At 48.9% G+C, this 21,138-nt stretch carries 21 protein-coding genes and 1 other annotated feature; of the genes, 14 read left to right on the top strand and 7 right to left on the bottom strand.

Going from position 1 to position 21,138, the window contains the following annotated elements:
- Positions 1 to 408 precede the first annotated feature (408 nt).
- The 4 genes from yqaB (at position 409) to luxS (ending at position 3,705) form a co-directional block, all read left to right on the top strand.
- A complete protein-coding gene (gene yqaB, locus H0247_RS19215) occupies positions 409 to 975 on the top strand; it encodes a fructose-1-phosphate/6-phosphogluconate phosphatase (RefSeq protein WP_180743961.1) in 567 nt (188 codons plus the stop codon).
- Positions 972 to 1,400 (top strand): YqaA family protein, encoded by a 429-nt coding sequence (locus tag H0247_RS19210; RefSeq protein WP_180743959.1) that lies wholly within the window; start codon positions 972 to 974, stop codon positions 1,398 to 1,400. The genes yqaB and H0247_RS19210 overlap by 4 nt, the downstream gene beginning before the upstream one ends.
- An 82-nt stretch (positions 1,401 to 1,482) precedes the next feature.
- Positions 1,483 to 3,036: a glutamate--cysteine ligase gene (gene gshA / locus H0247_RS19205; RefSeq protein ID WP_180743958.1), complete on the top strand. Its 1,554-nt coding sequence runs from the start codon at positions 1,483 to 1,485 to the stop codon at positions 3,034 to 3,036.
- 153 nt (positions 3,037 to 3,189) lie between these two features.
- Positions 3,190 to 3,705: an S-ribosylhomocysteine lyase gene (luxS, locus tag H0247_RS19200; RefSeq protein WP_180743957.1), complete on the top strand. Its 516-nt coding sequence runs from the start codon at positions 3,190 to 3,192 to the stop codon at positions 3,703 to 3,705.
- Between the two features lie 70 nt (positions 3,706 to 3,775).
- On the opposite strand, the gene H0247_RS19195 is transcribed toward luxS, so the two are convergent.
- Positions 3,776 to 4,570: an inner membrane protein YpjD gene (locus H0247_RS19195; RefSeq protein WP_180743956.1), complete on the bottom strand. Its 795-nt coding sequence runs from the start codon at positions 4,568 to 4,570 to the stop codon at positions 3,776 to 3,778.
- 169 nt (positions 4,571 to 4,739) lie between these two features.
- Between H0247_RS19195 and ffh the strand changes: the two genes are divergently transcribed.
- From ffh to rplS, 5 genes are all read left to right on the top strand, one after another.
- Positions 4,740 to 6,101 carry a signal recognition particle protein gene (ffh, locus tag H0247_RS19190; protein WP_180743955.1) on the top strand — a complete coding sequence of 454 codons (1,362 nt, stop codon included), beginning with the start codon at positions 4,740 to 4,742 and terminating at the stop codon, positions 6,099 to 6,101.
- A 158-nt stretch (positions 6,102 to 6,259) separates the two neighbouring features.
- The gene (gene rpsP / locus H0247_RS19185; RefSeq protein ID WP_015841363.1) at positions 6,260 to 6,508 is read left to right on the top strand and encodes a 30S ribosomal protein S16; all 249 of its coding nucleotides are present in this window, start codon (positions 6,260 to 6,262) and stop codon (positions 6,506 to 6,508) included.
- A gap of 18 nt (positions 6,509 to 6,526) precedes the next feature.
- Entirely contained in the window at positions 6,527 to 7,075 is a 549-nt protein-coding gene (rimM, locus tag H0247_RS19180; protein ID WP_180743954.1) for a ribosome maturation factor RimM, read from the top strand.
- 38 nt (positions 7,076 to 7,113) lie between these two features.
- Complete coding sequence (gene trmD / locus H0247_RS19175) at positions 7,114 to 7,869, top strand: tRNA (guanosine(37)-N1)-methyltransferase TrmD (RefSeq protein ID WP_180743953.1); 756 nt, start codon at positions 7,114 to 7,116, stop codon at positions 7,867 to 7,869.
- A 63-nt stretch (positions 7,870 to 7,932) separates the two neighbouring features.
- Positions 7,933 to 8,280 (top strand): 50S ribosomal protein L19, encoded by a 348-nt coding sequence (gene rplS / locus H0247_RS19170; protein WP_180743952.1) that lies wholly within the window; start codon positions 7,933 to 7,935, stop codon positions 8,278 to 8,280.
- 340 nt (positions 8,281 to 8,620) lie between these two features.
- On the opposite strand, the gene H0247_RS19165 is transcribed toward rplS, so the two are convergent.
- The 3 genes from H0247_RS19165 to btsR form a co-directional block, all read right to left on the bottom strand.
- Entirely contained in the window at positions 8,621 to 9,559 is a 939-nt protein-coding gene (locus tag H0247_RS19165) for a class I SAM-dependent methyltransferase (RefSeq protein ID WP_180743951.1), read from the bottom strand.
- Between the two features lie 263 nt (positions 9,560 to 9,822).
- Positions 9,823 to 10,170, bottom strand: coding sequence for a DUF2799 domain-containing protein (locus H0247_RS19160; RefSeq protein WP_180743960.1), 348 nt, complete (start codon positions 10,168 to 10,170; stop codon positions 9,823 to 9,825).
- Positions 10,171 to 10,216: 46 nt separating this feature from the next.
- Complete coding sequence (gene btsR, locus H0247_RS19155; RefSeq protein WP_039518415.1) at positions 10,217 to 10,933, bottom strand: two-component system response regulator BtsR; 717 nt, start codon at positions 10,931 to 10,933, stop codon at positions 10,217 to 10,219.
- Positions 10,934 to 11,182: 249 nt separating this feature from the next.
- On the opposite strand from btsR, the gene H0247_RS19150 reads away from it, so the two are divergent.
- Both H0247_RS19150 and tyrA read left to right on the top strand, forming a co-directional pair.
- On the top strand, positions 11,183 to 12,256 hold the full coding sequence (locus H0247_RS19150; RefSeq protein ID WP_039518413.1) for a 3-deoxy-7-phosphoheptulonate synthase: 1,074 nt from the start codon (positions 11,183 to 11,185) through the stop codon (positions 12,254 to 12,256).
- Between the two features lie 6 nt (positions 12,257 to 12,262).
- Positions 12,263 to 13,384, top strand: a complete 1,122-nt coding sequence (gene tyrA, locus H0247_RS19145) for a bifunctional chorismate mutase/prephenate dehydrogenase (RefSeq protein ID WP_180743950.1) — start codon at positions 12,263 to 12,265, stop codon at positions 13,382 to 13,384.
- 82 nt (positions 13,385 to 13,466) lie between these two features.
- On the opposite strand, the gene pheA is transcribed toward tyrA, so the two are convergent.
- The 3 genes from pheA to bamD all read right to left on the bottom strand — a co-directional run bounded on the left by pheA (position 13,467) and on the right by bamD (position 16,369).
- On the bottom strand, positions 13,467 to 14,627 hold the full coding sequence (gene pheA, locus H0247_RS19140; protein ID WP_180743949.1) for a bifunctional chorismate mutase/prephenate dehydratase: 1,161 nt from the start codon (positions 14,625 to 14,627) through the stop codon (positions 13,467 to 13,469).
- A gap of 28 nt (positions 14,628 to 14,655) precedes the next feature.
- Positions 14,656 to 14,781, bottom strand: a sequence feature (Phe leader region).
- A gap of 192 nt (positions 14,782 to 14,973) precedes the next feature.
- Positions 14,974 to 15,312 carry a ribosome-associated translation inhibitor RaiA gene (gene raiA, locus H0247_RS19135; protein ID WP_180743948.1) on the bottom strand — a complete coding sequence of 113 codons (339 nt, stop codon included), beginning with the start codon at positions 15,310 to 15,312 and terminating at the stop codon, positions 14,974 to 14,976.
- Between the two features lie 322 nt (positions 15,313 to 15,634).
- On the bottom strand, positions 15,635 to 16,369 hold the full coding sequence (gene bamD / locus H0247_RS19130; RefSeq protein ID WP_180743947.1) for an outer membrane protein assembly factor BamD: 735 nt from the start codon (positions 16,367 to 16,369) through the stop codon (positions 15,635 to 15,637).
- 134 nt (positions 16,370 to 16,503) lie between these two features.
- On the opposite strand from bamD, the gene rluD reads away from it, so the two are divergent.
- From rluD to clpB, 3 genes are all read left to right on the top strand, one after another.
- Positions 16,504 to 17,481, top strand: a complete 978-nt coding sequence (rluD, locus tag H0247_RS19125; protein ID WP_180743946.1) for a 23S rRNA pseudouridine(1911/1915/1917) synthase RluD — start codon at positions 16,504 to 16,506, stop codon at positions 17,479 to 17,481.
- Positions 17,482 to 17,524: 43 nt separating this feature from the next.
- Positions 17,525 to 18,250, top strand: a complete 726-nt coding sequence (gene yfiH / locus H0247_RS19120) for a purine nucleoside phosphorylase YfiH (protein ID WP_180743945.1) — start codon at positions 17,525 to 17,527, stop codon at positions 18,248 to 18,250.
- A gap of 133 nt (positions 18,251 to 18,383) precedes the next feature.
- Positions 18,384 to 20,957 (top strand): ATP-dependent chaperone ClpB, encoded by a 2,574-nt coding sequence (clpB, locus tag H0247_RS19115; protein WP_219606822.1) that lies wholly within the window; start codon positions 18,384 to 18,386, stop codon positions 20,955 to 20,957.
- Positions 20,958 to 21,138: the final 181 nt, after the last annotated feature.

The following is a 21,138-nucleotide window of genomic DNA, read 5'->3' as shown; positions in this document are numbered from 1 at the left end:
AATCCTCCCGGATGCACCATATTTCGATGTAAATAAAGTTCTTTCCTTAGCGTGAACCATAAGTATAAGAATAGCCTTGCTCTAGCAACGACTCAAAATACTAAACAAGACAGATAATTTTCTCCGATACGCATTTCTGTTTTACCCATCGCTCTCTACCCTATTTTTCGCGCTCTAGCGGCACAACCTTCTGTTCTGCTGATATCAGAGCGATATTTTTCTCATCACTTCCGTGTATTAATTCTTACCCCTCCCTTGCCTATATATTGAGATTGAGCCGACGAGTAAATGAAGGCTACCTTACTACTATGGAGGTAATAACCTGTTTTTTATAAGGTTATTGAGTAAGCGACAACGTTTTCACTTTACGATAAAGTAAGCTCTCTTTTCAGTGATCATGGAGTCATGATGTACGATCGCTATCAAGGGCTGATCTTTGATATGGATGGCACCCTGCTTGATACCGAACCAACGCACCATAAAGCGTGGGATCAGGTTCTTGCCCGATATGGTATGAGATATGATGCCAGTGCCATGACAGCATTGAACGGCTCGCCCACCTGGCGTATTGCACAGCGTATTATCGACAGCCATCAGGCTGATATTGATGCTCACCAACTCGCGGCGGAAAAAACCGCTGTTGTTGAGGAAATGCTGCTGGATACCGTAAAACCACTGCCGCTGATTGATGTTGTTAAGCACTATCGCGGACGGCGTCCTATGGCAGTTGGCACAGGTAGTACACATGGCATGGCGGATAGATTGCTAACGCATTTAGGGCTGCATGATTATTTTGATGCAATCGTTGGGGCTGATGATGTTACACAGCATAAGCCTTTCCCCGATACCTTTCTGCGTTGCGCTACATTGATTTCTGTCGCACCAGAACACTGTATCGTGTTTGAAGATGCAGACTACGGCATTGAAGCCGCTAAACACGCTAACATGGCCGTGGTTGACGTCCGTACATTGTGAGTGAGTTCTGGGCCGTCTTTTCTCTTTTCTGGAGTAGCCTGCTCAGTGCAACACTGCTGCCTGGCAGTTCGGAAGTGCTGCTGGTAACGTTATTGCTTGCTGATAGCGCAAAGCCCTGCCTGTTGATTGCTGTGGCAACGGTAGGGAATACGCTGGGTGGGTTAACAAATATTTTTATAGGGCGCTTACTCCCTCAGCCAAAACAACAAGCTGGGTATTTGGTGGCCATGCGCTGGTTACAGCGCTATGGCTGCGCTGCGTTGTTATTTAGCTGGGTGCCGGTAGTAGGCGATTTATTGTGCGTGTTAGCGGGTTGGCTACGCATGCCCTGGGTGCAATCGGCGGTTTTCATCGGTATTGGAAAAGCGCTGCGGTATATCATATTGACGGGTATAACGTTGCAGGGGATGGCGTGGTGGTCTTAACCAGATTGCAATGCGAACTGGTGAGTGCTACTGAGTTTCAATTATGCTTACAACCATTACATTTTAACAGCGGGAGGTCGATTTGATCCCGGACATTTCAGAAGCACTTTCTTGGCTGGAAAAACACCCCTTGGCGGTGAAGGGCATTCAGCGTGGAATTGAACGCGAGACTTTGCGCGTAACAGCAAACGGACATCTTGCTGCGACAGGACACCCGGAGATATTGGGGTCGGCGTTGGCACACCCGTGGATTACGACAGACTTTGCAGAAGCGCTGTTAGAGTTTATTACGCCGGTTGATAAAGATGTCGATCATCTGTTGACGTTTCTGCGCGATATTCATCGCCACGTTTCCCGCAATCTGGGCGATGAGCGGATGTGGCCATTGAGCATGCCGTGCTTTATCGACAGCGAGCAAAATATAGAGCTGGCGCAGTATGGCTCATCAAATATCGGGCGCTTCAAAACGCTTTATCGTGAAGGGCTGAAAAACCGCTATGGCGCGTTGATGCAGACCATTTCCGGCGTGCATTACAATTTCTCCCTGCCGCTGTCATTCTGGCAGGCGCGAGAAGGTGTCGCTGATGAAGAAAACGGCAAAAAGGCCATTTCAGCAGGATATTTCAGACTGATTCGCAACTATTACCGCTTTGGTTGGGTGATCCCTTACCTGTTCGGTGCTTCTCCGGCGATCTGTTCTTCTTTCCTGAAAGGGCGGGAAACGGCACTGCCGTTTGAGCGCACGGAAAAAGGCATGCTGTATCTGCCTTATGCCACTTCTCTGCGGCTCAGTGACTTAGGCTATACCAATAAATCACAGAGCAATTTGGGAATTACGTTTAACGATCTGGATACCTATGTCGCGGCGTTAAAACGCGCGATAAAAACGCCGTCTGAGGAATATGCTCGCGTTGGTATGAAGAAGGACGGCCGTTATCTACAATTGAATACGAACGTCTTGCAGATTGAGAATGAGCTCTATGCGCCGATTCGTCCGAAGCGTGTAACACGTGCGGGTGAAACGCCGTCTGATGCCTTGCTGCGTGGCGGAATCGAATATATTGAAGTGCGTTCGCTGGATATCAATCCTTTCTCTCCGACGGGAGTGAGTGAAAGTCAGGTACGTTTCCTGGATTTATTTCTGATCTGGTGTGCGCTGGCAGATGCGCCGGAAATGAGCGCGGATGAGCTATTGTGTACGCGTAAAAACTGGAACCGGGTGATTCTGGAAGGACGTAAACCGGGGCAAACGGTGGGTATGCGGTGTGAAACCATCCAACAGCCGATTGCCGAGGTAGGGAAATCCCTGTTTGCGGATTTACGTCGTGTTGCGGAAGTGCTGGACGCTGAAAACGGTCAACCGCACTATCAGCAGGTTTGCGATGAGCTGCTTGCTGGCTTTGACGATCCAGAAACGACGTTCTCTGGTCGACTATTAACGTTGATGAAGCAAGAAGGCAATGGTAGCGTGGGGCTTAATTTAGCGGAAGAATACCGCAAAAGGCTCAGCAACGAACCATTGCAGGTGTTGACGGAAGAACAGTTGGCTGCTGCGAGCGAGCGCTCCTGGCAGCGTCAACGTCAGATTGAGTCTGAAGATACGATGAGCTTTGACGACTATCTGGCGGCGAATTAAAAAGAAAAGGCCACAGAAACTGTGGCCAAATAAACATCTCTAATAGGGATGATGATAATAAATGCGCGTCTTTCAGTAAGTCAGACTCGCATAAAAAGGAAAAGTTCTCGGAAACGAGAAAAAATGAATTTTTTTCTTTGAGGAGGTGGAATTATGCCGTTACTAGACAGTTTTACCGTTGATCATACTCGTATGGCCGCACCCGCCGTTCGGGTCGCTAAAACCATGAAAACCCCTCATGGCGACCCTATCACGGTATTTGACCTGCGTTTCTGTCGCCCGAACATCGAGGTCATGCCAGAGCGTGGTATCCATACGCTAGAGCACCTGTTTGCTGGTTTTATGCGCGATCATTTAAACGGTGATGGCGTGGAAATTATCGACATTTCTCCGATGGGATGCCGTACGGGTTTCTACATGAGCCTAATTGGCACGCCGGATGAGCAACGTGTTGCTGACTCCTGGAAAGCGGCGATGGCTGACGTTCTGAAAGTGACCGACCAGCGTAAAATTCCTGAGCTGAACGAATTCCAGTGTGGCACCTATGAGATGCACTCGCTGAAAGAAGCGCAGGAAATCGCTCAGCACATCGTGGATCACGATATTGGTATCAACCAAAATGACGATCTGGCGTTGCCGAAAGATAAGCTGGCTGAACTGCATATCTAGGTTGTCGGATAGATCCAAATAAAAAAGAGAGCCGGATGTTGGCTCTCTTTTTTTATGCTCGTGAACGCAGTCAGACTGCGAGGAAGTGCTGTATAACTCGGCTGCCAAAGTAGGACAGCGTCAGCATAAGGGCGCCGATAAGGCTGAACCAGACAACGCGCCGACCGCGCCACCCTTCATGGTAGTGTCCCCAGAGCAGCAGAATATAGATGAACCACGCAAACAGGGAGAACACTGCTTTGTGCAGGTTTTCTTTGTTATCGATCAGATCGTCCATATAGAACAAGCCAGTACAGAGCGTTAGCGTGAGTAGAATGACGCCTATTTGTGTAATATGAAACATTTTACGTTCAATGCCCATTAGCGGCGGCATGTCAGCGGCAAATCCCAGCTTTTTATTCTTGAGCAGATAATCAAGCCAGGCGAGCTGGAGTGCATAAAGGGCAGCAATTAACAGCGTGGCATAAGAGAAAAGTGCTAGGCCAATATGAATCATCAAGCCCGGAGATGCTTCCAGATGCGTAATAAATTCACTTGGCATGAAGCTGGCGAAGGCCAGATTGATCAGTGCAAAAGTGTAGACGATAGGAAGAATAAACCAGCCACGATCGCGCGAGGCGACAATCGTCATCACCGTACAGATGATAAGACTGACCAGCGAACCGATATTCAGCAGGCTAAGGTTTTGGCCGACCTGAACATCGAAAATGCGTTGATAGAGCGCCACCGCATGGCAGATTAGCGCAGCGCTGGCCGAGAGTATTGCCAGCCGACGATATGCACTGTTCTTGCGCAGCAGACTGGGGATAATCAGTCCGAGGCTGAGTGTGTAGGCGACAAGCGCCACAATAGCGAAAACAGACATACAAATAGGTTATTAAATATCAACTAGGTAAAATGAAGAATCAGTATAGCGTTAGTCGTCGTGGGCACCAACAGTTCTCCGTCAGCATCGCTGAGATCGTTCCCGCTTTTGTGTATAATCTCTTCCATTCGTGTCGCGCTGGCGGCCTGTCTTACGTTGAGCATGAGATATGTTTGAAAATTTAACCGATCGACTCTCGCGCACATTGCGCAATATCAGCGGCCGCGGGCGGTTGACTGAAGACAACATAAAAGAAACGCTGCGTGAAGTACGTATGGCACTGTTGGAAGCCGACGTCGCGTTACCTGTGGTGCGTGATTTTATCAACCGCGTGAAAGAGCGTGCCGTAGGTCATGAAGTTAATAAAAGTCTGACGCCGGGCCAAGAGTTCGTCAAAATTGTTAAAAATGAACTCGTCAGCGCCATGGGAGATATCAACGCCGAGCTGAATCTTGCCGCGCAGCCTCCTGCGGTTGTTCTGATGGCGGGTCTACAAGGTGCGGGTAAAACCACCAGCGTGGGCAAGCTGGGTAAATTCCTGCGTGAGAAGCAGAAGAAAAAAGTGCTGGTGGTTTCTGCCGATGTTTATCGCCCTGCGGCGATTAAGCAGTTGGAAACACTGGCGCAGCAGGTGGGCGTCGATTTCTTCCCGTCAGACGTGCAGGAAAAACCACTTGCGATTGTAGAACGTGCGTTACAACACGCTAAGTTGAAATTCTACGATGTCTTGTTGGTCGATACCGCGGGCCGTCTCCATGTCGATGATGCGATGATGGACGAAATCAAACAAGTTCACGCGGCGATTAAGCCCGTTGAGACGCTGTTTGTTGTTGATGCCATGACAGGGCAGGATGCTGCGAATACGGCGAAAGCCTTTAATGAAGCGCTGCCGCTGACCGGTGTGATCCTTACTAAAATTGATGGCGATGCTCGTGGCGGTGCGGCGCTATCTATCCGCCACATTACTGGTAAACCGATTAAATTCCTCGGCGTCGGTGAAAAAACCGAAGCGCTGGAGCCGTTTTACCCTGAGCGCGTGGCATCGCGCATTCTCGGCATGGGCGATGTGCTTTCACTGATTGAAGATATTGAAAGCAAGGTCGACCGTACACAGGCAGAGAAGCTGGCGAAGAAGCTGAAGAAGGGCGATGGGTTTGATTTGACCGATTTCCTGGATCAGCTCAAGCAGATGCGCAATATGGGCGGCATGGCAAGCATGATGAGCAAAATGCCCGGTATGGGCCAACTGCCTGATAATGTGAAATCGCAAATGGATGACAAGGTGCTGGTACGTATGGAAGCGATCATTAATTCAATGACGCTTCAGGAACGTGCTAAGCCTGAGATTATCAAAGGGTCGCGCAAGCGCCGTATCGCGATGGGCTCTGGCATGCAGGTGCAAGATGTAAACCGTCTTCTGAAACAGTTCGATGATATGCAACGCATGATGAAGAAGATGAAAAATGGCGGCCTAGCGAAAATGATGCGGGGCATGAAAGGGATGATGCCTCCTGGGTTTCCGGGGCGTTAATCACTGAAATTCCGTGGCGCGGATAAACTCTTGGCATGATTACACGCTTTAGATTGCTTTTTGCGCCAAAATGAGTAAAATTTTCGGGCTTTTTATATGACATACTGGGCTCCGTTCCTCGATGGGGCCCAGTTGTTTTATTCACTAAAGAGGATGTTATGGTAACAATTCGTTTGGCTCGTGGCGGCGCTAAAAAACGCCCTTTCTATCAAGTAGTCGTGACCGACAGCCGCAATGCGCGTGATGGTCGTTTCATCGAGCGCGTAGGTTTCTTCAACCCAATCGCAGCTGGTCAAGCAGAAGCCCTGCGTCTGGATCTGGACCGTATCGAGCATTGGCTTGGTCTGGGTGCAACTGTGTCTGATCGCGTATCTTCGCTGATCAAAGACGCTAAAAAAGCAGCATAATCTGTTGCGGTGGTGATAATGAGCAATCAACTCAGCCCAAAGCCTCCCGTTAACCCGATTGTGATGGGGAAAATTGGATCGGCGTATGGCATCCGAGGTTGGCTCAGAATGTTTTCATCCACCGAAGATGCCGAGAGCATTTTTGATTATCAGCCTTGGTTCATCCAGAGCAAAAGCGGTTGGCAGCTTGTCGAGATTGAAAGCTGGAAGTATCACAATCAGGATCTGATCATTAAAGTAAAAGGTACTGATGACCGTGATGCGGCTAATTTACTGACTAATTGCGAAATTGTCGTAGATTCGTCACAACTGCCCGATCTGGACGAAGGTGATTATTACTGGAAGGATCTTATGGGCTGTCAGGTCGTGACCGTAACCGGTTATGAGTTAGGTAAAGTCATCGATATGATGGAAACCGGCTCAAACGATGTGATGGTAATAAAAGCCAACCTGAAAGATGCCTTCGGAGTCAAGGAACGGCTGGTTCCGTTCCTCACTGAACAGGTTGTTAAGCGCGTCGACCTGTCTACTCAAACTATTGAAGTAGATTGGGATCCTGGTTTTTGAACTCTGAATCGACCAGTAGTACCCAGCGGAACGAGACTATGTGGATTGGGGTGATTAGCCTGTTTCCAGAGATGTTCCGGGCAATTACTGATTACGGAGTCACTGGCCGGGCAGTAAAAAATGGCCTGCTGAACGTACAGTATTGGAGTCCTCGCGACTTCACTTACGATCGGCATCGCACCGTGGATGACCGACCTTATGGCGGTGGTCCCGGAATGCTGATGATGGTGCAACCTTTACGGGATGCGATCCACGCAGCAAAAACAGCGGCAGGTGAAGGCGCGAGAGTGATTTATTTATCACCTCAGGGCCGTAAATTAGATCAGCAAGGCGTACGTCAACTCGCTACTAACCAGAAGATGATTCTGGTCTGTGGACGGTACGAGGGGATTGATGAGCGCGTAATTAAAACCGAAATCGATGAAGAATGGTCGATAGGGGATTACGTACTCAGCGGTGGGGAACTGCCCGCGATGACCCTGATTGACTCCGTTGCCCGCTTTATACCGGGCGTTTTGGGGCATCAGGCTTCAGCAGAAGAAGATTCTTTTGCCGATGGATTGCTGGACTGCCCTCATTTCACTCGCCCTGAAATACTGGAAGGCATGGAGGTTCCGGCAGTGTTACTGTCTGGAAATCATGCGGAAATACGCCGCTGGCGATTGAAGCAGTCGCTGGGCCGAACCTGGCTTAGAAGACCTGAACTTCTGAAAAGCCTAGCTCTGACTGACGAGCAAACAAGGTTGCTGGCTGAATTCCAACGTGAATATCAGTCTGAGCAACAAGAGTATTAGGTGGTTACGTCGGTTTGATCTGGCGAACCCAACTATCAGTTTACCTAGGGTAAGAGACATATTATGAGCAACATTATTAAGCAAATCGAAGACGAACAAATGAAGCAGGACGTACCTTCATTTCGTCCGGGTGATACCGTAGAAGTGAAAGTATGGGTTGTTGAAGGTAGCAAAAAACGTCTGCAGGCATTCGAGGGCGTGGTTATCGCTATTCGTAACCGCGGTCTGCATTCTGCATTCACTGTTCGCAAAATTTCTAACGGCGAAGGCGTGGAGCGTGTATTCCAAACTCACTCTCCAGTAGTTGACAGCATCGCTGTTAAACGTCGTGGTGCCGTTCGTAAGGCCAAACTGTACTACCTGCGTGAGCGTACTGGTAAGTCTGCTCGTATCAAAGAGCGTCTTAACTAAGATAGCGCTTTCGCAACATCCGAAAGTTGTTATTTATAAGGGGTTTAGCCAAAGGCTAAACCCTTTTTTATGTCTGATAGTGGCAAAGCGGCGGTGTGCTATCTCTCAGGGATATATATGCGTTACTTAATGGCTGGTGCTAAGACATCGTTTGCTTTAGCAGTAAAAAGCCCACCTTTTTGGTGGGCTTCGCTTTCCCTGTTGCCATCATTATTTTTTGAATTTCAGTACCATAATGACATCACGCATGGTTATTTTATAAACGTTCATACCGATCGATTTTGCAATATTGATCGGTTACGGCGATCAAAATATCGCGTTGATATCGTTTTTATCCTGTTCAGTACGGCTTATTAGCGATCACCGTTGGGTACATATTCATATGATCGTTAATGAACTGAATATCTGTAAATCCGGCTCGTTCTAACTGCGATTGCGTTTGTTTGTGGGTACGAAACGCCGTCCACGTTGCTCCAATAATGCGTGAGAAAAGGACATATTGGAGGGCTAGCAATTTTGGATCGGTATTTATCCATGGGGAATCTTGCGACAGCGTAGGGGGAGGTGTCATAAAGCTGGTTATCAGTGTGCCCCCAGGTTTCAGCCCAGAATAGAACACGCGGTAAAGTTCGGTCACTTTGTCATCATCCTGCTCATAAACATTGAGCCCGTTGCTGGTAATCACATCTGCCTGTGCTGCCAAATCTATTGTCCAAGCATCGGCCGGTACCAACGATATCCTATTTTCCAGCCCTTGCTGACTGGCAAGTTTATAAGCGTCTTCCAGAGCCTGTCTATCTAGATCAATCCCGATTAATTTCACATCTCGATGCTGCGTATAGTCCAACAGCAATAAGTCGGCCATGACACCGCAGGGGACGGATACCATGACGGCATTCGGCCGTAAGCGTTCTTGAAGCAGACGTTGGAAAATCCCGAACCGTTCGCGCGTCGCTAACACGTTGGGGAGTTGTGTGTAGATGACTTCTTCGAGCGGGTTCACATAGTGAGTTGGCTGATGTGCTATCACGTTATGCGTCCAGTACGCATTTAACCCGTGATGTTTTAGTAAAAACTGGCCTAATTCAAGATGGGAGAAAGCATCGAGAAGTGCCAGTTGCTCCTCTACAGAAATGCCGAGATGGTCGCCGGACGCGATAATTTTGTTCTTTATCGCAGCGACTCGTTCATCATGGCTTTTCTGTGATGAGGTAGCGTGTGATAAGAGTCTTGAACTGCTATTTAGAGACGGGTTATGAGGCTTGCTTGAACCGGACATACGAGCACTCCACAATATCAATCGCTATTAGGAATAATAGATTTAACTATCAGTGAGATATGCATTTTCGTTATATCAGTATCAGGTTGTTAATAACCTAATGTGATTATTTGATGTGAGCAATAATAGAGGGGAGGTATGTCTGACGTATTTCTGTGCGAGTACAAAAGTGAGTGGAATTGTTACCAGATGCGATGAACCATAGTTTTCGAGCCGCTAACTCTCTGATGAGTATGGGTCATCGTCTTATCTGTGGAAGGTGATTAAGGTAGGTTTTGCTGCCAGTGAGTTCGCAGTGTTTCCGCATTCTCTACGCCATCGCAGCTGGCGGGAAAGTTTTTCCCCGCTTTTCCCCATTCTTCCATGTTATCTGTACCGCAAAAAGCCGATTGTCCAGCCTGATAACCACGTAGGTAGGTTTCACGGTCGATCTGTGGATTGCCAAACCATTCCTGTAAGGTGCTGTCGTCCTTTACGACTATGCCAGAGATTGCATCCTGATAGCCCGCTTCGTACCAGAATCCTGATTCATTTTTAGCGGGTAATGAAGGGACGCTACTTTGACACGCTGTCATTAAAAGAATTACAGCCAAAATATAACTGTATTTCATCATCAAACCTTCAATGTTGCGGCCATTGGCCTGAAGAAGCACCGCATCAGGCGATGCCTAATTTTTCTTTCAGTAATTTGAGATAGCGGCGACTGACGGGGATGTGTTTTCCCGTATGCGTCAATACTTCTGCTGCGCCGTTTTCCATTAACTGGATTTCTTTCAGCTGTTCCGTATTAACCATATATTGACGATGGCAACGGACGAAGGGCGTTTTCTCTTCCAGTGTTTTCAGTGAAAGTTGGGTATAGCCGGACTGGCTGACGCCCACGACGTGCACGCCGCTGAGTTCTGAACAAAGATACTCGACTTCCTCAATCTTGAGCAAAAAAATACGATTGTGTCCGTTACAGGGAATATGGCGGAGTAAGGGCTCTGAAATTATCTGTACGTTTTTGTTTACGCTTGTGCCGCGTCGCAAACGATTTAGCGTTTTACTGAGTCGTTGTGCATCCAGCGGTTTAAGTAAATAGTCAAAAGCATGTTCTTCAAATGCCCTCACCGCGTACTCATCATAAGCTGTCACGAAGACGACATAAGGCATATTTTCTGGATCCAACATGGCGACCAGCTCTAATCCGCTGACCTTTGGCATTTGTATATCCAGAAAAATCACATCGGGTTGCAGCCGGTGGATAGCCGGTATCGCCTCCAACGCATTGCTGCACTGTGCAATGATGGTGATATCAGACTCGTTTTCCAGTAGCAGGCTGAGCTCTTCACGTGCCAGCTGTTCGTCATCGATGATTATGGCTTTCAGCATCCTTCCCCCTTGTTGGCGTGATTCTATCACTATTCACGCCTGGGATTAGCATGGTTGTATCGGGAAGTGATAGAGCAGACAGATATCGTTTTTCTGGCAACATTTAGGGTGGTAATTTTTTATTTACACTGGTTGGATTGAAATCTTTACGGTTCGTGTTATGGTGTAAACATCACGCGTAGGCAGGTTGTACAGACAGTAGTCTTTACAGACGATCGCGAATATACCGAACTTTTCAGGAATGGGATCATGCAAAAAGATTCACTTAACAATATTAATATCAGTGCAGAGCAGGTTTTAATTACTCCCGATGAATTAAAAGCCAAATTTCCGCTTAACGACGCAGAACAGCGCGATATTGCGCAAGCGAGAGCGACCATTGCGGATATCATTCATGGTCGTGATGATCGGTTGCTGATCGTCTGCGGGCCTTGCTCGATTCATGACACGGATGCCGCGTTGGAATACGCGCGCCGTCTGAAGTCACTTGCCGCTGAATTAAACGATAACCTCTACATTGTGATGCGTGTTTATTTTGAAAAACCGCGTACCACAGTGGGCTGGAAAGGGCTCATCAACGATCCGTTCATGGATGGTTCATTTGATGTGGAGTCAGGATTGCACATCGCGCGTGAGCTGCTGCTGGAACTGGTGAATATGGGACTGCCGCTAGCGACCGAAGCACTTGATCCAAACAGCCCGCAGTATCTGGGCGATTTGTTCAGTTGGTCGGCCATTGGCGCTCGTACAACTGAATCACAAACGCACCGTGAGATGGCTTCCGGCCTGTCAATGCCTGTTGGGTTCAAAAACGGCACGGATGGCAGCCTGGGTACGGCGATCAATGCGATGAGAGCTGCCGCAATGCCGCATCGTTTTGTGGGCATCAACCAAACGGGTCAGGTTTGTCTGCTACAAACGCAGGGAAACATTGATGGCCACGTGATTCTGCGCGGTGGTAAAAAACCAAACTACAGTGCACAGGATGTCGCTGAATGTGAAAAACAGATGCAGGATGCGGGACTGAGACCCGCGCTGATGATAGATTGTAGTCACGGTAATTCAAATAAAGACTACCGCCGTCAGCCACTTGTTGTTGAATCTGCGATTGAACAAATTAAGGCGGGAAATCGTTCCATTATAGGACTGATGCTGGAAAGCCACCTTAACGAGGGGAGCCAGTCTTCAGAACAGCCGCGTTCAGATATGCGCTACGGTGTATCAGTCACGGATGCCTGTATCAGTTGGGAAAGTACAGAAGCGTTGCTGCGTTCCGTTCATCAAGAGCTGAGTGCTGCGCGTGTGAAACATTCAGGAGAGTAACAAGATATGGTAGCTGAACTGACCGCATTACGTGATCAGATAGATGAGGTGGATAAGGAGCTTGTCGCGCTGTTATCACGTCGGTTGCGTTTGGTGGCGGAAGTGGGTGAAGTGAAAAGCCGCTATGGCTTGCCTATTTATGCACCCGATCGTGAAGCGGCCATGCTCAGCTCACGCCGTGAAGAGGCGGCGTCGATGGGGGTTCCACCGGATCTCATTGAAGATATCTTGCGGCGAACCATGCGCGAATCCTATACCAGCGAAAATGACAAAGGCTTTAAAACACTGTGCCCGCAGTTGCGCCCGGTCGTCATCATTGGTGGTCGTGGTCAAATGGGCAATTTGTTTGAAAAAATGCTGACGCTGTCGGGCTATCAGGTAAGGATTCTTGAGCAAGGTGATTGGCCGCGCGCGGATGAACTGCTGTCTGATGCGGGTATGGTGATTGTTAGCGTGCCGATTCACGTGACTGAACAGGTTATTGCCCGCCTGCCTGCCTTGCCGGATGATTGTATTTTGGTTGATCTGGCATCGGTAAAAAATGGCCCTCTCCAGGCGATGCTGGCGGTGCATAGTGGCCCGGTGCTTGGTCTGCACCCCATGTTCGGGCCAGACAGCGGCAGCCTTGCCAAACAGGTTGTCGTCTATTGCGATGGTCGGCAGCCGGAAGCTTACCAGTGGTTGCTGGAACAGATTCAGGTGTGGGGAGCGCGTCTGCATCGCATCAGCGCGGTTGAACACGATCAGAATATGATGTTCATTCAGGCGCTGCGTCACTTTGCGACATTTGCTTATGGTCTGCATTTAGCCGAAGAGAATGTGCAGATTGAGCAGCTACTCGCCTTGTCATCGCCAATCTATCGTCTGGAATTGATCATGGTCGGGCGTTTGTTTGCACAGGATCCGCAACTGTATGCCGACATTATTATGTCTTCAGAGGATAATCTGGCGTTGATTAAGCGTTACTACAAACGCTTTGGTGAAGCGATTACGTTACTGGAGCAGACGGATAAAGCCGAGTTTATTAACAGCTTCAAAAAAGTCGAACACTGGTTTGGTGACTATGCCAAACGCTTTCAAGCGGAGAGCCGAGTGCTTTTGCGTCAGGCAAACGATATTCGTCAATAAGCAGGTTTACTATCTTAGCTGTGTTTAAGAAGCCATCCCGGTGAAAATCAGGATGGCTTTTTCAATGATTCGTCCGTATCGACTATTCGTTCACATCGACGGGGACGACGTTTTCACTGGGGTAACAGCCCAACACTTTTAACGAGCGGGTAATGGGAGCTAATCCTTTTAGCGCTTTCTGCATGGCATCGCTGCGCAGATTGGCCTGTACATCAAGATAGAACATCTCTTCCCACGGGTTACCATTGATCGGTCTGGATTCCAGCTTGGTCATCACAATGCCGTTATCACGCAATACTAATAGCGCTTCCACCAGTGCGCCGGACTGTTGGCCGGTTGCCATAATTAGCGTGGTTTTTGCTGGTACTTGTTCAGTCACGTCAATCGGCTTACGTGCTAATACAATGAAGCGAGTGATGTTTTGCGACTGATTGGCCAGATCGTGTTCCAGCATCTGTAGCTGATACAACTGACCGCCGGCTTCGCTGCCGAGTGCTGCTGCTTTTGGTGAGTTGAGGGCCGCGACTTTTTCCATCGCCGCGGCCGTGCTTTCACAATATTCAATCTTCCAGTGGGGAAAACGATTAATGAAATGACTGCACTGCTGGAACGGCTGCGGATGGCTGTAAACCGTTTCGATCTGTTCCAATGACGTATCGGTAGCAACTAAAACGCAGTGATTTATCGGATTGGTTAATTCGCCGACGATGGATAAAGCGGTGTGTTGCAGCAGGTCGTAGACGTCGTTAATCGAACCAGAGCTGGTGTTTTCAATCGGCAGAACGGCATAGTCCGCTTGCCCTGTTTCCACCATATTGAAGATGTCCTGAAATTTCTGGCAGCCGCATTCGATGAGTTGCTCGAAGTGTCGTGCGGCGTACTGGCGGGCGGCAAGATGAGAATAAGACCCCTTCGGACCGAGGAACGCAATACGAGCAGAGTGTGATGTTGTTTGGTTGAGGTGATGCTGTAAGAGAGCCTGCTGCGTCAGTACCGAATCTTCAATAATGAGCTGAAATAAGCGGGTAATATAGTGACCATCAAGATGATGCTTTTTCCCAGCAGCGGTCAGCTTGTCCAGCAAATCACGCTCACGCTCTTTGTCGCGGATGGGGCGATGCGAATGTAATTTGCTGCGGGCAACATCTAGCGCCAGTTCTCGCCTTTGCGCCAACAATTCAATTAATTGCAGATCCAATGCGCTGATGCGTTCTCGCAGTGCCAGTAATGGGTTGTCTGTCATGATGCTATTACCTGCCTTATGTTCTTATATAAAAAAAGCCTCCTGGTCAGGAGGCTTTTTTGTTCGTCTTCGTATTCTTGCTCTTACGACGAATCGCCTCCCAAATCAGGGGAAGGTGAAAAAGAATACGAAGAAAAACAGTTTATTTGTCATGTGTGCTCGGTTAGTCAGAAAAATCCAGATGCTTAGCAGGTAAGGTAACTGTTGGCTTTTCATCCTGTCAATACAAAATCGCCACATGCAATGTTAAACCATGTTTCTCGTTGGCGCTTTAGGACGTGGGTTACAGGGCGTAGAATGCAGAAACGCGCCCTCAGGCGCGTTATATTGGGGTAAAGAGCGTGAATTACTCTTCTTGAGTCGGCTGGAGATTGACTTCTTTAACGCTAGCTACCGCACGTCTGGCTTCACCTTTATGCTGGAGCTTGTCCAACTGGCGTTCGAGTTTGGTAATCAACTCATTGATGGCGGCATACATATCATCATGTTTAGCGCTGGCAACCAGCGGACCATTTGGCGTACTGATAGTGGCATCGGCCATAAACCCCTGGGGCTCTTTTGACAGAATAATATGCGGGTTAATCAACTGGGTTTGCCACTTATCCAGCTTAGAAAGACGGTCTTCGACATGTTGACGAATTGCGGGGGTGATATCCATTTGCTTACTGGTAATATTAATAGTCATATAAACTTACCTCTCTGCCTATTTCCGTCTTGGATGATTTCAGCATACAGTGAGTCGCGACAAAAAGCGTGATATTGATCGCTTTTTTTCGTCACTTTTTGTCAATAAAACGCGATTTGTGAAGCGTCATGGGGAATAAGAGAGAAGTGCTTGAGGGGGCATTCGGCCTGTGCCATTATTGATAGGATGTGTTGATGTTACCGCGCTGTTGTTGACTCCCTCCAAGCCGTTTTTTCTGCATCATTGATGTATAGCGAACCGATAAAATCATAAAAAAACGGCAACCGAAGTTGCCGTCTCATTATTGTGTGTGGCTTATCATTTATGCCGGGTTTGCGGCAATAACTTTTGCGACTTTGTCTGCCTGTGCGGCCAGTTGCAGCTCACGATAGGCATTTTCCATCAACGGCAGAGCAGCTTTTGTTGCCTGAGTATCAGGGTAATCACGCAGCATTTGCTCAACGCGATTAACTACTGCCACATAAGCGCCGCGTTTCGTGTAGTATTGCGCGACAGAAAGTTCATACTTGGCCAGACGCTCTTTGAGGTAAACCAAACGCTTGTTTGCGTCGGTGGCGTATTGGCTGTTCGGATATCCCTGAATGAGCTTGCTGAAATCCCGAAATGCGGTGCGGGCGTACTGCGGATCGCGATCGGAACGATCGACGCCGAAGAAGCCTTGTAACGCGCTATCATCCAACGCCATGTCGGTAAGGCCGCGCATGTACAGGACATAATCCACGTTTGGATGGGTCGGGTTGAGTCGCAGGAAGCGGTCAATAGATGCTTGGGCCAATGGCAGCTCTGCGGATTTATAATAGGCGTAGATCAAATCCAACTGCACTTGTTGCGAGTAGGGACCAAACGGATACCGGTTATCCAGTGCTTCCAACTGCGTGATGGCTGCTTTAAAGTTGCCGTCTTGCAGTTTTTGTTGAGCATTGGCATAGATTTCAGATGGCGGACTATCAGGAACCGCATCTTTGGAATTGCTGGAGCAACCAGCCAGCGCCAGGCTCAACGTGGCGGCAGCCACCAGATATTTCATACGCGTCATGACGTTTTGATTATCCTCAGAATGTTATTCCGGGAGACTGTCCGTTAAGCTCCCGATTTAGACCAGCTACAATAGTACATTATTTTAAACGGCGTCGCCGTCAAAACCCAACGTTAACGAAGAAGCTGCATAATATGGCACAACAAGTACAACTCACCGCAACGGTGGCCGAATCTCAACTCGGACAACGTTTAGATCAGGCTTTGGCCGAATTGTTCCCTGATTATTCACGATCCCGCATAAAAGAGTGGATTCTTGAGAATCGGGTACAGATTAACGGCAATGTCACCAATAAGCCAAAAGAGAAAGTACTAGGCGGCGAATCGGTAGCGATTGATGCATTGATTGAGGAAGAGGCCCGCTGGGAAGCACAGGATATCAAGCTGGATATCGTGTATGAAGATCAGGACATCCTAGTCATCAACAAACCCAGAGATCTGGTGGTTCACCCCGGTGCGGGTAACCCTGATGGCACGGTATTGAATGCCTTGTTACATCACTATCCTGAGATTGTCGATGTGCCCCGCGCTGGGATTGTGCACCGGCTTGATAAAGATACGACAGGGCTCATGGTCGTCGCGAAAACCGTTCCAGCACAGACGCGCTTAGTTGAGGCGCTACAGGCGCGTGAAATTACCCGTGAGTACGAGGCGGTTGCGATTGGTTCGATGACCGCGGGTGGCATGGTCGATCAGCCTATCGCTCGCCACGCAAGCAAGCGAACGCACATGGCGGTGCACCCAATGGGCAAGCCTGCTGTGACACATTATCGCATCATGGAACATTTCCGTGCGCATACCCGTTTGCGGTTGCGTCTGGAAACGGGGCGTACCCATCAGATTCGTGTGCATATGGCTCACATTAATCATCCTCTGGTTGGCGATCAGCTATACGGCGGTCGTCCTCGTCCACCGAGAGGCGCTTCGGAAGCATTCATTGAGACGCTGCGTGGTTTCGATCGTCAGGCGCTACATGCCACCATGTTACGCTTTTATCATCCTATTACTGGCATTCACATGGAATGGCATGCGGAATTGCCGCAGGATATGGTCAATTTGATTGATGCGCTGAAAGCCGATACCGAAGCGTTTAAAGATCAGCTCGACTGGTAATGAATTCAATACGATAAGTGCCGATTTATCGAGGTGACGGACTATGCTGATATACCCCGACTGGCCTTTGCCAGGCAGTGTGAAATCTTGTAGTACGACGCGTATCGGTGGGCATAGTGTTGCCCCTTATGATTCGTTGAATTTGGGGAATCATGTGGGCGATGAGCCCACGCGCGTTACCGCAAATCGGCACGCGCTGGTGGCGATGGCTGGTCTCCCGGCCATGCCGCATTGGCTGGAACAGGTTCATGGTACTGATGTAATTCGTCTTGGCGAGGTATCCCCCGCGTCTGTTTGCGGTGATGCTGCATATACGGATAAGAAAGGGGAGGTCTGTGCGGTGATGACGGCTGACTGCCTACCCGTGCTTTTTTGTGCAATCAACGGCGATGAAGTGGCCGCTGCACATGCAGGCTGGCGGGGGTTGCACGCAGGGATATTGGAGGAAACATTAGCCTGTTTCCGTGCGCAGCCCACGCAGATCATAGCGTGGCTGGGTCCCGCTATCGGGCCTGGTGCTTTCGAAGTCGGCCCTGAAGTGAGAGACGCATTTATTCAGCATGATGCTGCGGCGTCTTCTGCATTTCGGCCTGAAGGAAATAAATTTTTTGCCGATATCTACCAACTGGCAAGTTTACGTTTACGCGCCGCAGGGGTAACGCAAATTTTTGGTGGAAACGCCTGTACTGTGAGTGAACCTCACAAATTTTTCTCTTATCGGCGTGATGGTGTGACTGGCCGTATGGCAAGTTTAATCTGGCTGATATAACCTATTGAATTAAGACGATCCAGGACAAGTAACGTTTAAATCCCGTCACGACTGGCAAAATAACCTTGAAATTTTTGAGGGATGACCTCATTTAATCTCCAGTAGCAATTTTGACCAGTGTATGGGAGGAGTTATGCGTCTGGATCGTCTTACCAATAAATTCCAACTTGCTCTTGCTGATGCCCAGTCTCTCGCCCTCGTGCGCGACCACCAGTTTATTGAACCCCTTCACTTGATGAGCGCTTTGCTTCATCAGGATGGTGGAACTGTTGGTCCACTTCTGACTGTTGCCGGAGCCAATCTTAATCACCTGAAAACTGAAATCGACCGGGCAATCACGCGTTTGCCGCAGGTTGAAGGCACTGATGGTGATGTCCAGCCTTCGAACGAATTAGTCCGCGTATTGAATATGTGCGACAAGCTCGCGCAAAAGCGCAGCGATACCTTTATCTCTTCGGAACTTTTCGTGCTAGCTGCGCTGGAGTCTCGCGGCACGTTGGGGGATATATTGAAAAAGGCGGGTGTTACGCAGCAAAGGGTAACAAACGCGATTGATCAAGTTAGAGGAGGAGAACAAGTTAACGATCAAGGGGCTGAGGATCAGCGCCAGGCATTGAAGAAATTCACGATTGATCTCACGGAGCGTGCGGAACAAGGCAAACTCGATCCTGTGATCGGGCGTGATGAAGAGATTCGCCGCACTATTCAGGTTTTGCAGCGTCGAACTAAAAATAATCCGGTATTAATTGGCGAACCCGGCGTGGGTAAAACCGCGATAGTAGAAGGGTTAGCCCAGCGTATCGTTAATGGTGAAGTGCCTGAAGGCCTAAAAAACAAGCGCGTACTTTCATTAGATATGGGCGCGCTGGTGGCAGGTGCGAAATACCGTGGTGAGTTTGAAGAACGTTTGAAAGGCGTGCTCAACGATCTATCTAAGCAAGAAGGCAGCGTCATTCTGTTTATTGATGAACTCCACACGATGGTTGGCGCGGGTAAAGCCGATGGCGCGATGGATGCCGGCAATATGCTAAAACCTGCGTTGGCTCGTGGTGAGTTGCATTGCGTCGGAGCGACTACGCTGGATGAGTATCGGCAGTATATTGAAAAAGATGCGGCACTTGAGCGCCGCTTCCAAAAGGTGTTTGTCGCGGAACCGACCGTTGAGGACACGATTGCGATTCTGCGTGGACTGAAAGAGCGCTATGAGTTGCACCATCATGTACAAATCACCGATCCGGCGATTGTGGCGGCGGCAATGCTCTCTCATCGCTATATCGCGGATCGTCAATTGCCGGATAAAGCGATCGACTTGATTGATGAAGCTGCATCCAGCATTCGCATTCAGATTGATTCGAAACCCGAGCCCCTCGATCGGCTTGAGCGCAGGATCATTCAACTGAAGTTGGAGCAACAGGCGCTAAAAAAAGAATCTGATGAAGCCAGCCAAAAGCGGCTTGAGTTGCTGAGCGCGGAACTTGACCAAAAAGAGCGCGAATATTCCCAACAAGAAGAAGAGTGGAAAGCTGAAAAAGCGTCACTTACGGGAACACAGAATATTAAAGCGTCTTTAGAGCAGACGAAAATTGCGCTGGAACAGGCTCGCCGTCAGGGCGATCTGGGGAAAATGTCTGAACTGCAATACGGCAAAATCCCTGAGCTAGAGAAACAGCTGGCAGCAGCAACGCAGCAGGAAGGGAAAACGATGCATTTGCTGCGTAATCGAGTAACGGATATTGAAATTGCCGATGTGCTGGCGCGTTGGACAGGAATTCCAGTTTCTCGCATGTTGGAAAGCGAGAAAGAAAAATTATTGCGAATGGAAGATGAGCTGCACCAGCGTGTGATTGGGCAGAACGAAGCCGTCGAGGCGGTAGCGAATTCTATCCGTCGCAGCCGAGCTGGGTTATCTGATCCTAACCGTCCAATTGGATCGTTCTTGTTCCTTGGTCCAACGGGCGTTGGGAAAACCGAACTTTGTAAAACGCTGGCGACGTTCCTCTTCGACAGTGACGACGCCATGGTGCGTATCGATATGTCTGAGTTTATGGAGAAACACTCGGTTTCACGTTTGGTCGGGGCGCCTCCTGGATATGTCGGTTACGAAGAGGGAGGATATTTGACGGAAGCGGTACGCCGTCGTCCTTATTCGGTCATTTTGCTGGATGAGATCGAAAAAGCCCATCCTGATGTGTTCAATATCCTGCTTCAGGTATTGGATGATGGTCGCCTCACCGATGGTCAGGGCAGAACGGTCGATTTCCGTAATACTGTGGTCATCATGACGTCAAATCTGGGGTCTGACCTGATTCAGGAACGCTTTGGTGAGCGCGGTTACACCGAAATGAGAGACATGGTGCTTGAAGTTGTTAGTCACAGCTTCCGCCCTGAATTTATTAACCGTATCGATGAGGTTGTGGTATTCCATCCACTGGGAAGAGCACATATTACGTCGATCGCACAAATTCAGCTTCAGAGACTATACAAACGTCTTGAAGAGCGCGGATATAGCATCGCGATGACGGATGCGGCTTTAGATATGCTCGGAGAGGTCGGGTTTGATCCAGTCTATGGTGCGCGTCCGCTTAAAAGAGCGATACAGCAACTGATAGAGAACCCACTTGCTCAGCAGATGCTTGGTGGCAAATTGATCCCCGGTAAACCGATCACATTAGATGTTGAAGGTGAACAGATAGTCGCACGGCAATAAGTCTGTGCGTGAAACGGTAAGCGACAAACGGGTGCATTCGTTGATGGATGCACCCGTTTTTACATGACTAGCTCATATTGCATTCATTTTCTGTGTGTGAAATATGCGAAATGGTGTCTTTTGGTTTGTTTTTGAACGGTTGGAAATTTTTTTGAATTTAGCGCTTGTCAGGCGGCGAGAA

The sequence above is a fragment of the Pectobacterium sp. CFBP8739 genome (assembly GCF_013449375.1).
Taxonomy (GTDB): domain Bacteria; phylum Pseudomonadota; class Gammaproteobacteria; order Enterobacterales; family Enterobacteriaceae; genus Pectobacterium.
The sequence above is the reverse complement of the archived record's forward strand: the minus strand, read 5'-3'. Positions and strand labels throughout refer to the sequence as shown.

Coding starts and splice junctions, on each gene's coding strand:
- H0247_RS19165 (WP_180743951.1), bottom strand. CDS start 9,559: ATGTCCGGTTCAAGCAAGCCTCATAACCCGTCTCTAAATAGCAGTTCA.
- clpB (WP_219606822.1), top strand. CDS start 18,384: ATGCGTCTGGATCGTCTTACCAATAAATTCCAACTTGCTCTTGCTGAT.
- H0247_RS19150 (WP_039518413.1), top strand. CDS start 11,183: ATGCAAAAAGATTCACTTAACAATATTAATATCAGTGCAGAGCAGGTT.
- ffh (WP_180743955.1), top strand. CDS start 4,740: ATGTTTGAAAATTTAACCGATCGACTCTCGCGCACATTGCGCAATATC.
- rplS (WP_180743952.1), top strand. CDS start 7,933: ATGAGCAACATTATTAAGCAAATCGAAGACGAACAAATGAAGCAGGAC.
- bamD (WP_180743947.1), bottom strand. CDS start 16,369: ATGACGCGTATGAAATATCTGGTGGCTGCCGCCACGTTGAGCCTGGCG.
- rimM (WP_180743954.1), top strand. CDS start 6,527: ATGAGCAATCAACTCAGCCCAAAGCCTCCCGTTAACCCGATTGTGATG.
- H0247_RS19160 (WP_180743960.1), bottom strand. CDS start 10,170: ATGAAATACAGTTATATTTTGGCTGTAATTCTTTTAATGACAGCGTGT.
- trmD (WP_180743953.1), top strand. CDS start 7,114: ATGTGGATTGGGGTGATTAGCCTGTTTCCAGAGATGTTCCGGGCAATT.
- yfiH (WP_180743945.1), top strand. CDS start 17,525: ATGCTGATATACCCCGACTGGCCTTTGCCAGGCAGTGTGAAATCTTGT.
- luxS (WP_180743957.1), top strand. CDS start 3,190: ATGCCGTTACTAGACAGTTTTACCGTTGATCATACTCGTATGGCCGCA.
- btsR (WP_039518415.1), bottom strand. CDS start 10,933: ATGCTGAAAGCCATAATCATCGATGACGAACAGCTGGCACGTGAAGAG.
- pheA (WP_180743949.1), bottom strand. CDS start 14,627: ATGACAGACAACCCATTACTGGCACTGCGAGAACGCATCAGCGCATTG.
- raiA (WP_180743948.1), bottom strand. CDS start 15,312: ATGACTATTAATATTACCAGTAAGCAAATGGATATCACCCCCGCAATT.
- rpsP (WP_015841363.1), top strand. CDS start 6,260: ATGGTAACAATTCGTTTGGCTCGTGGCGGCGCTAAAAAACGCCCTTTC.
- tyrA (WP_180743950.1), top strand. CDS start 12,263: ATGGTAGCTGAACTGACCGCATTACGTGATCAGATAGATGAGGTGGAT.
- yqaB (WP_180743961.1), top strand. CDS start 409: ATGTACGATCGCTATCAAGGGCTGATCTTTGATATGGATGGCACCCTG.
- H0247_RS19195 (WP_180743956.1), bottom strand. CDS start 4,570: ATGTCTGTTTTCGCTATTGTGGCGCTTGTCGCCTACACACTCAGCCTC.
- rluD (WP_180743946.1), top strand. CDS start 16,504: ATGGCACAACAAGTACAACTCACCGCAACGGTGGCCGAATCTCAACTC.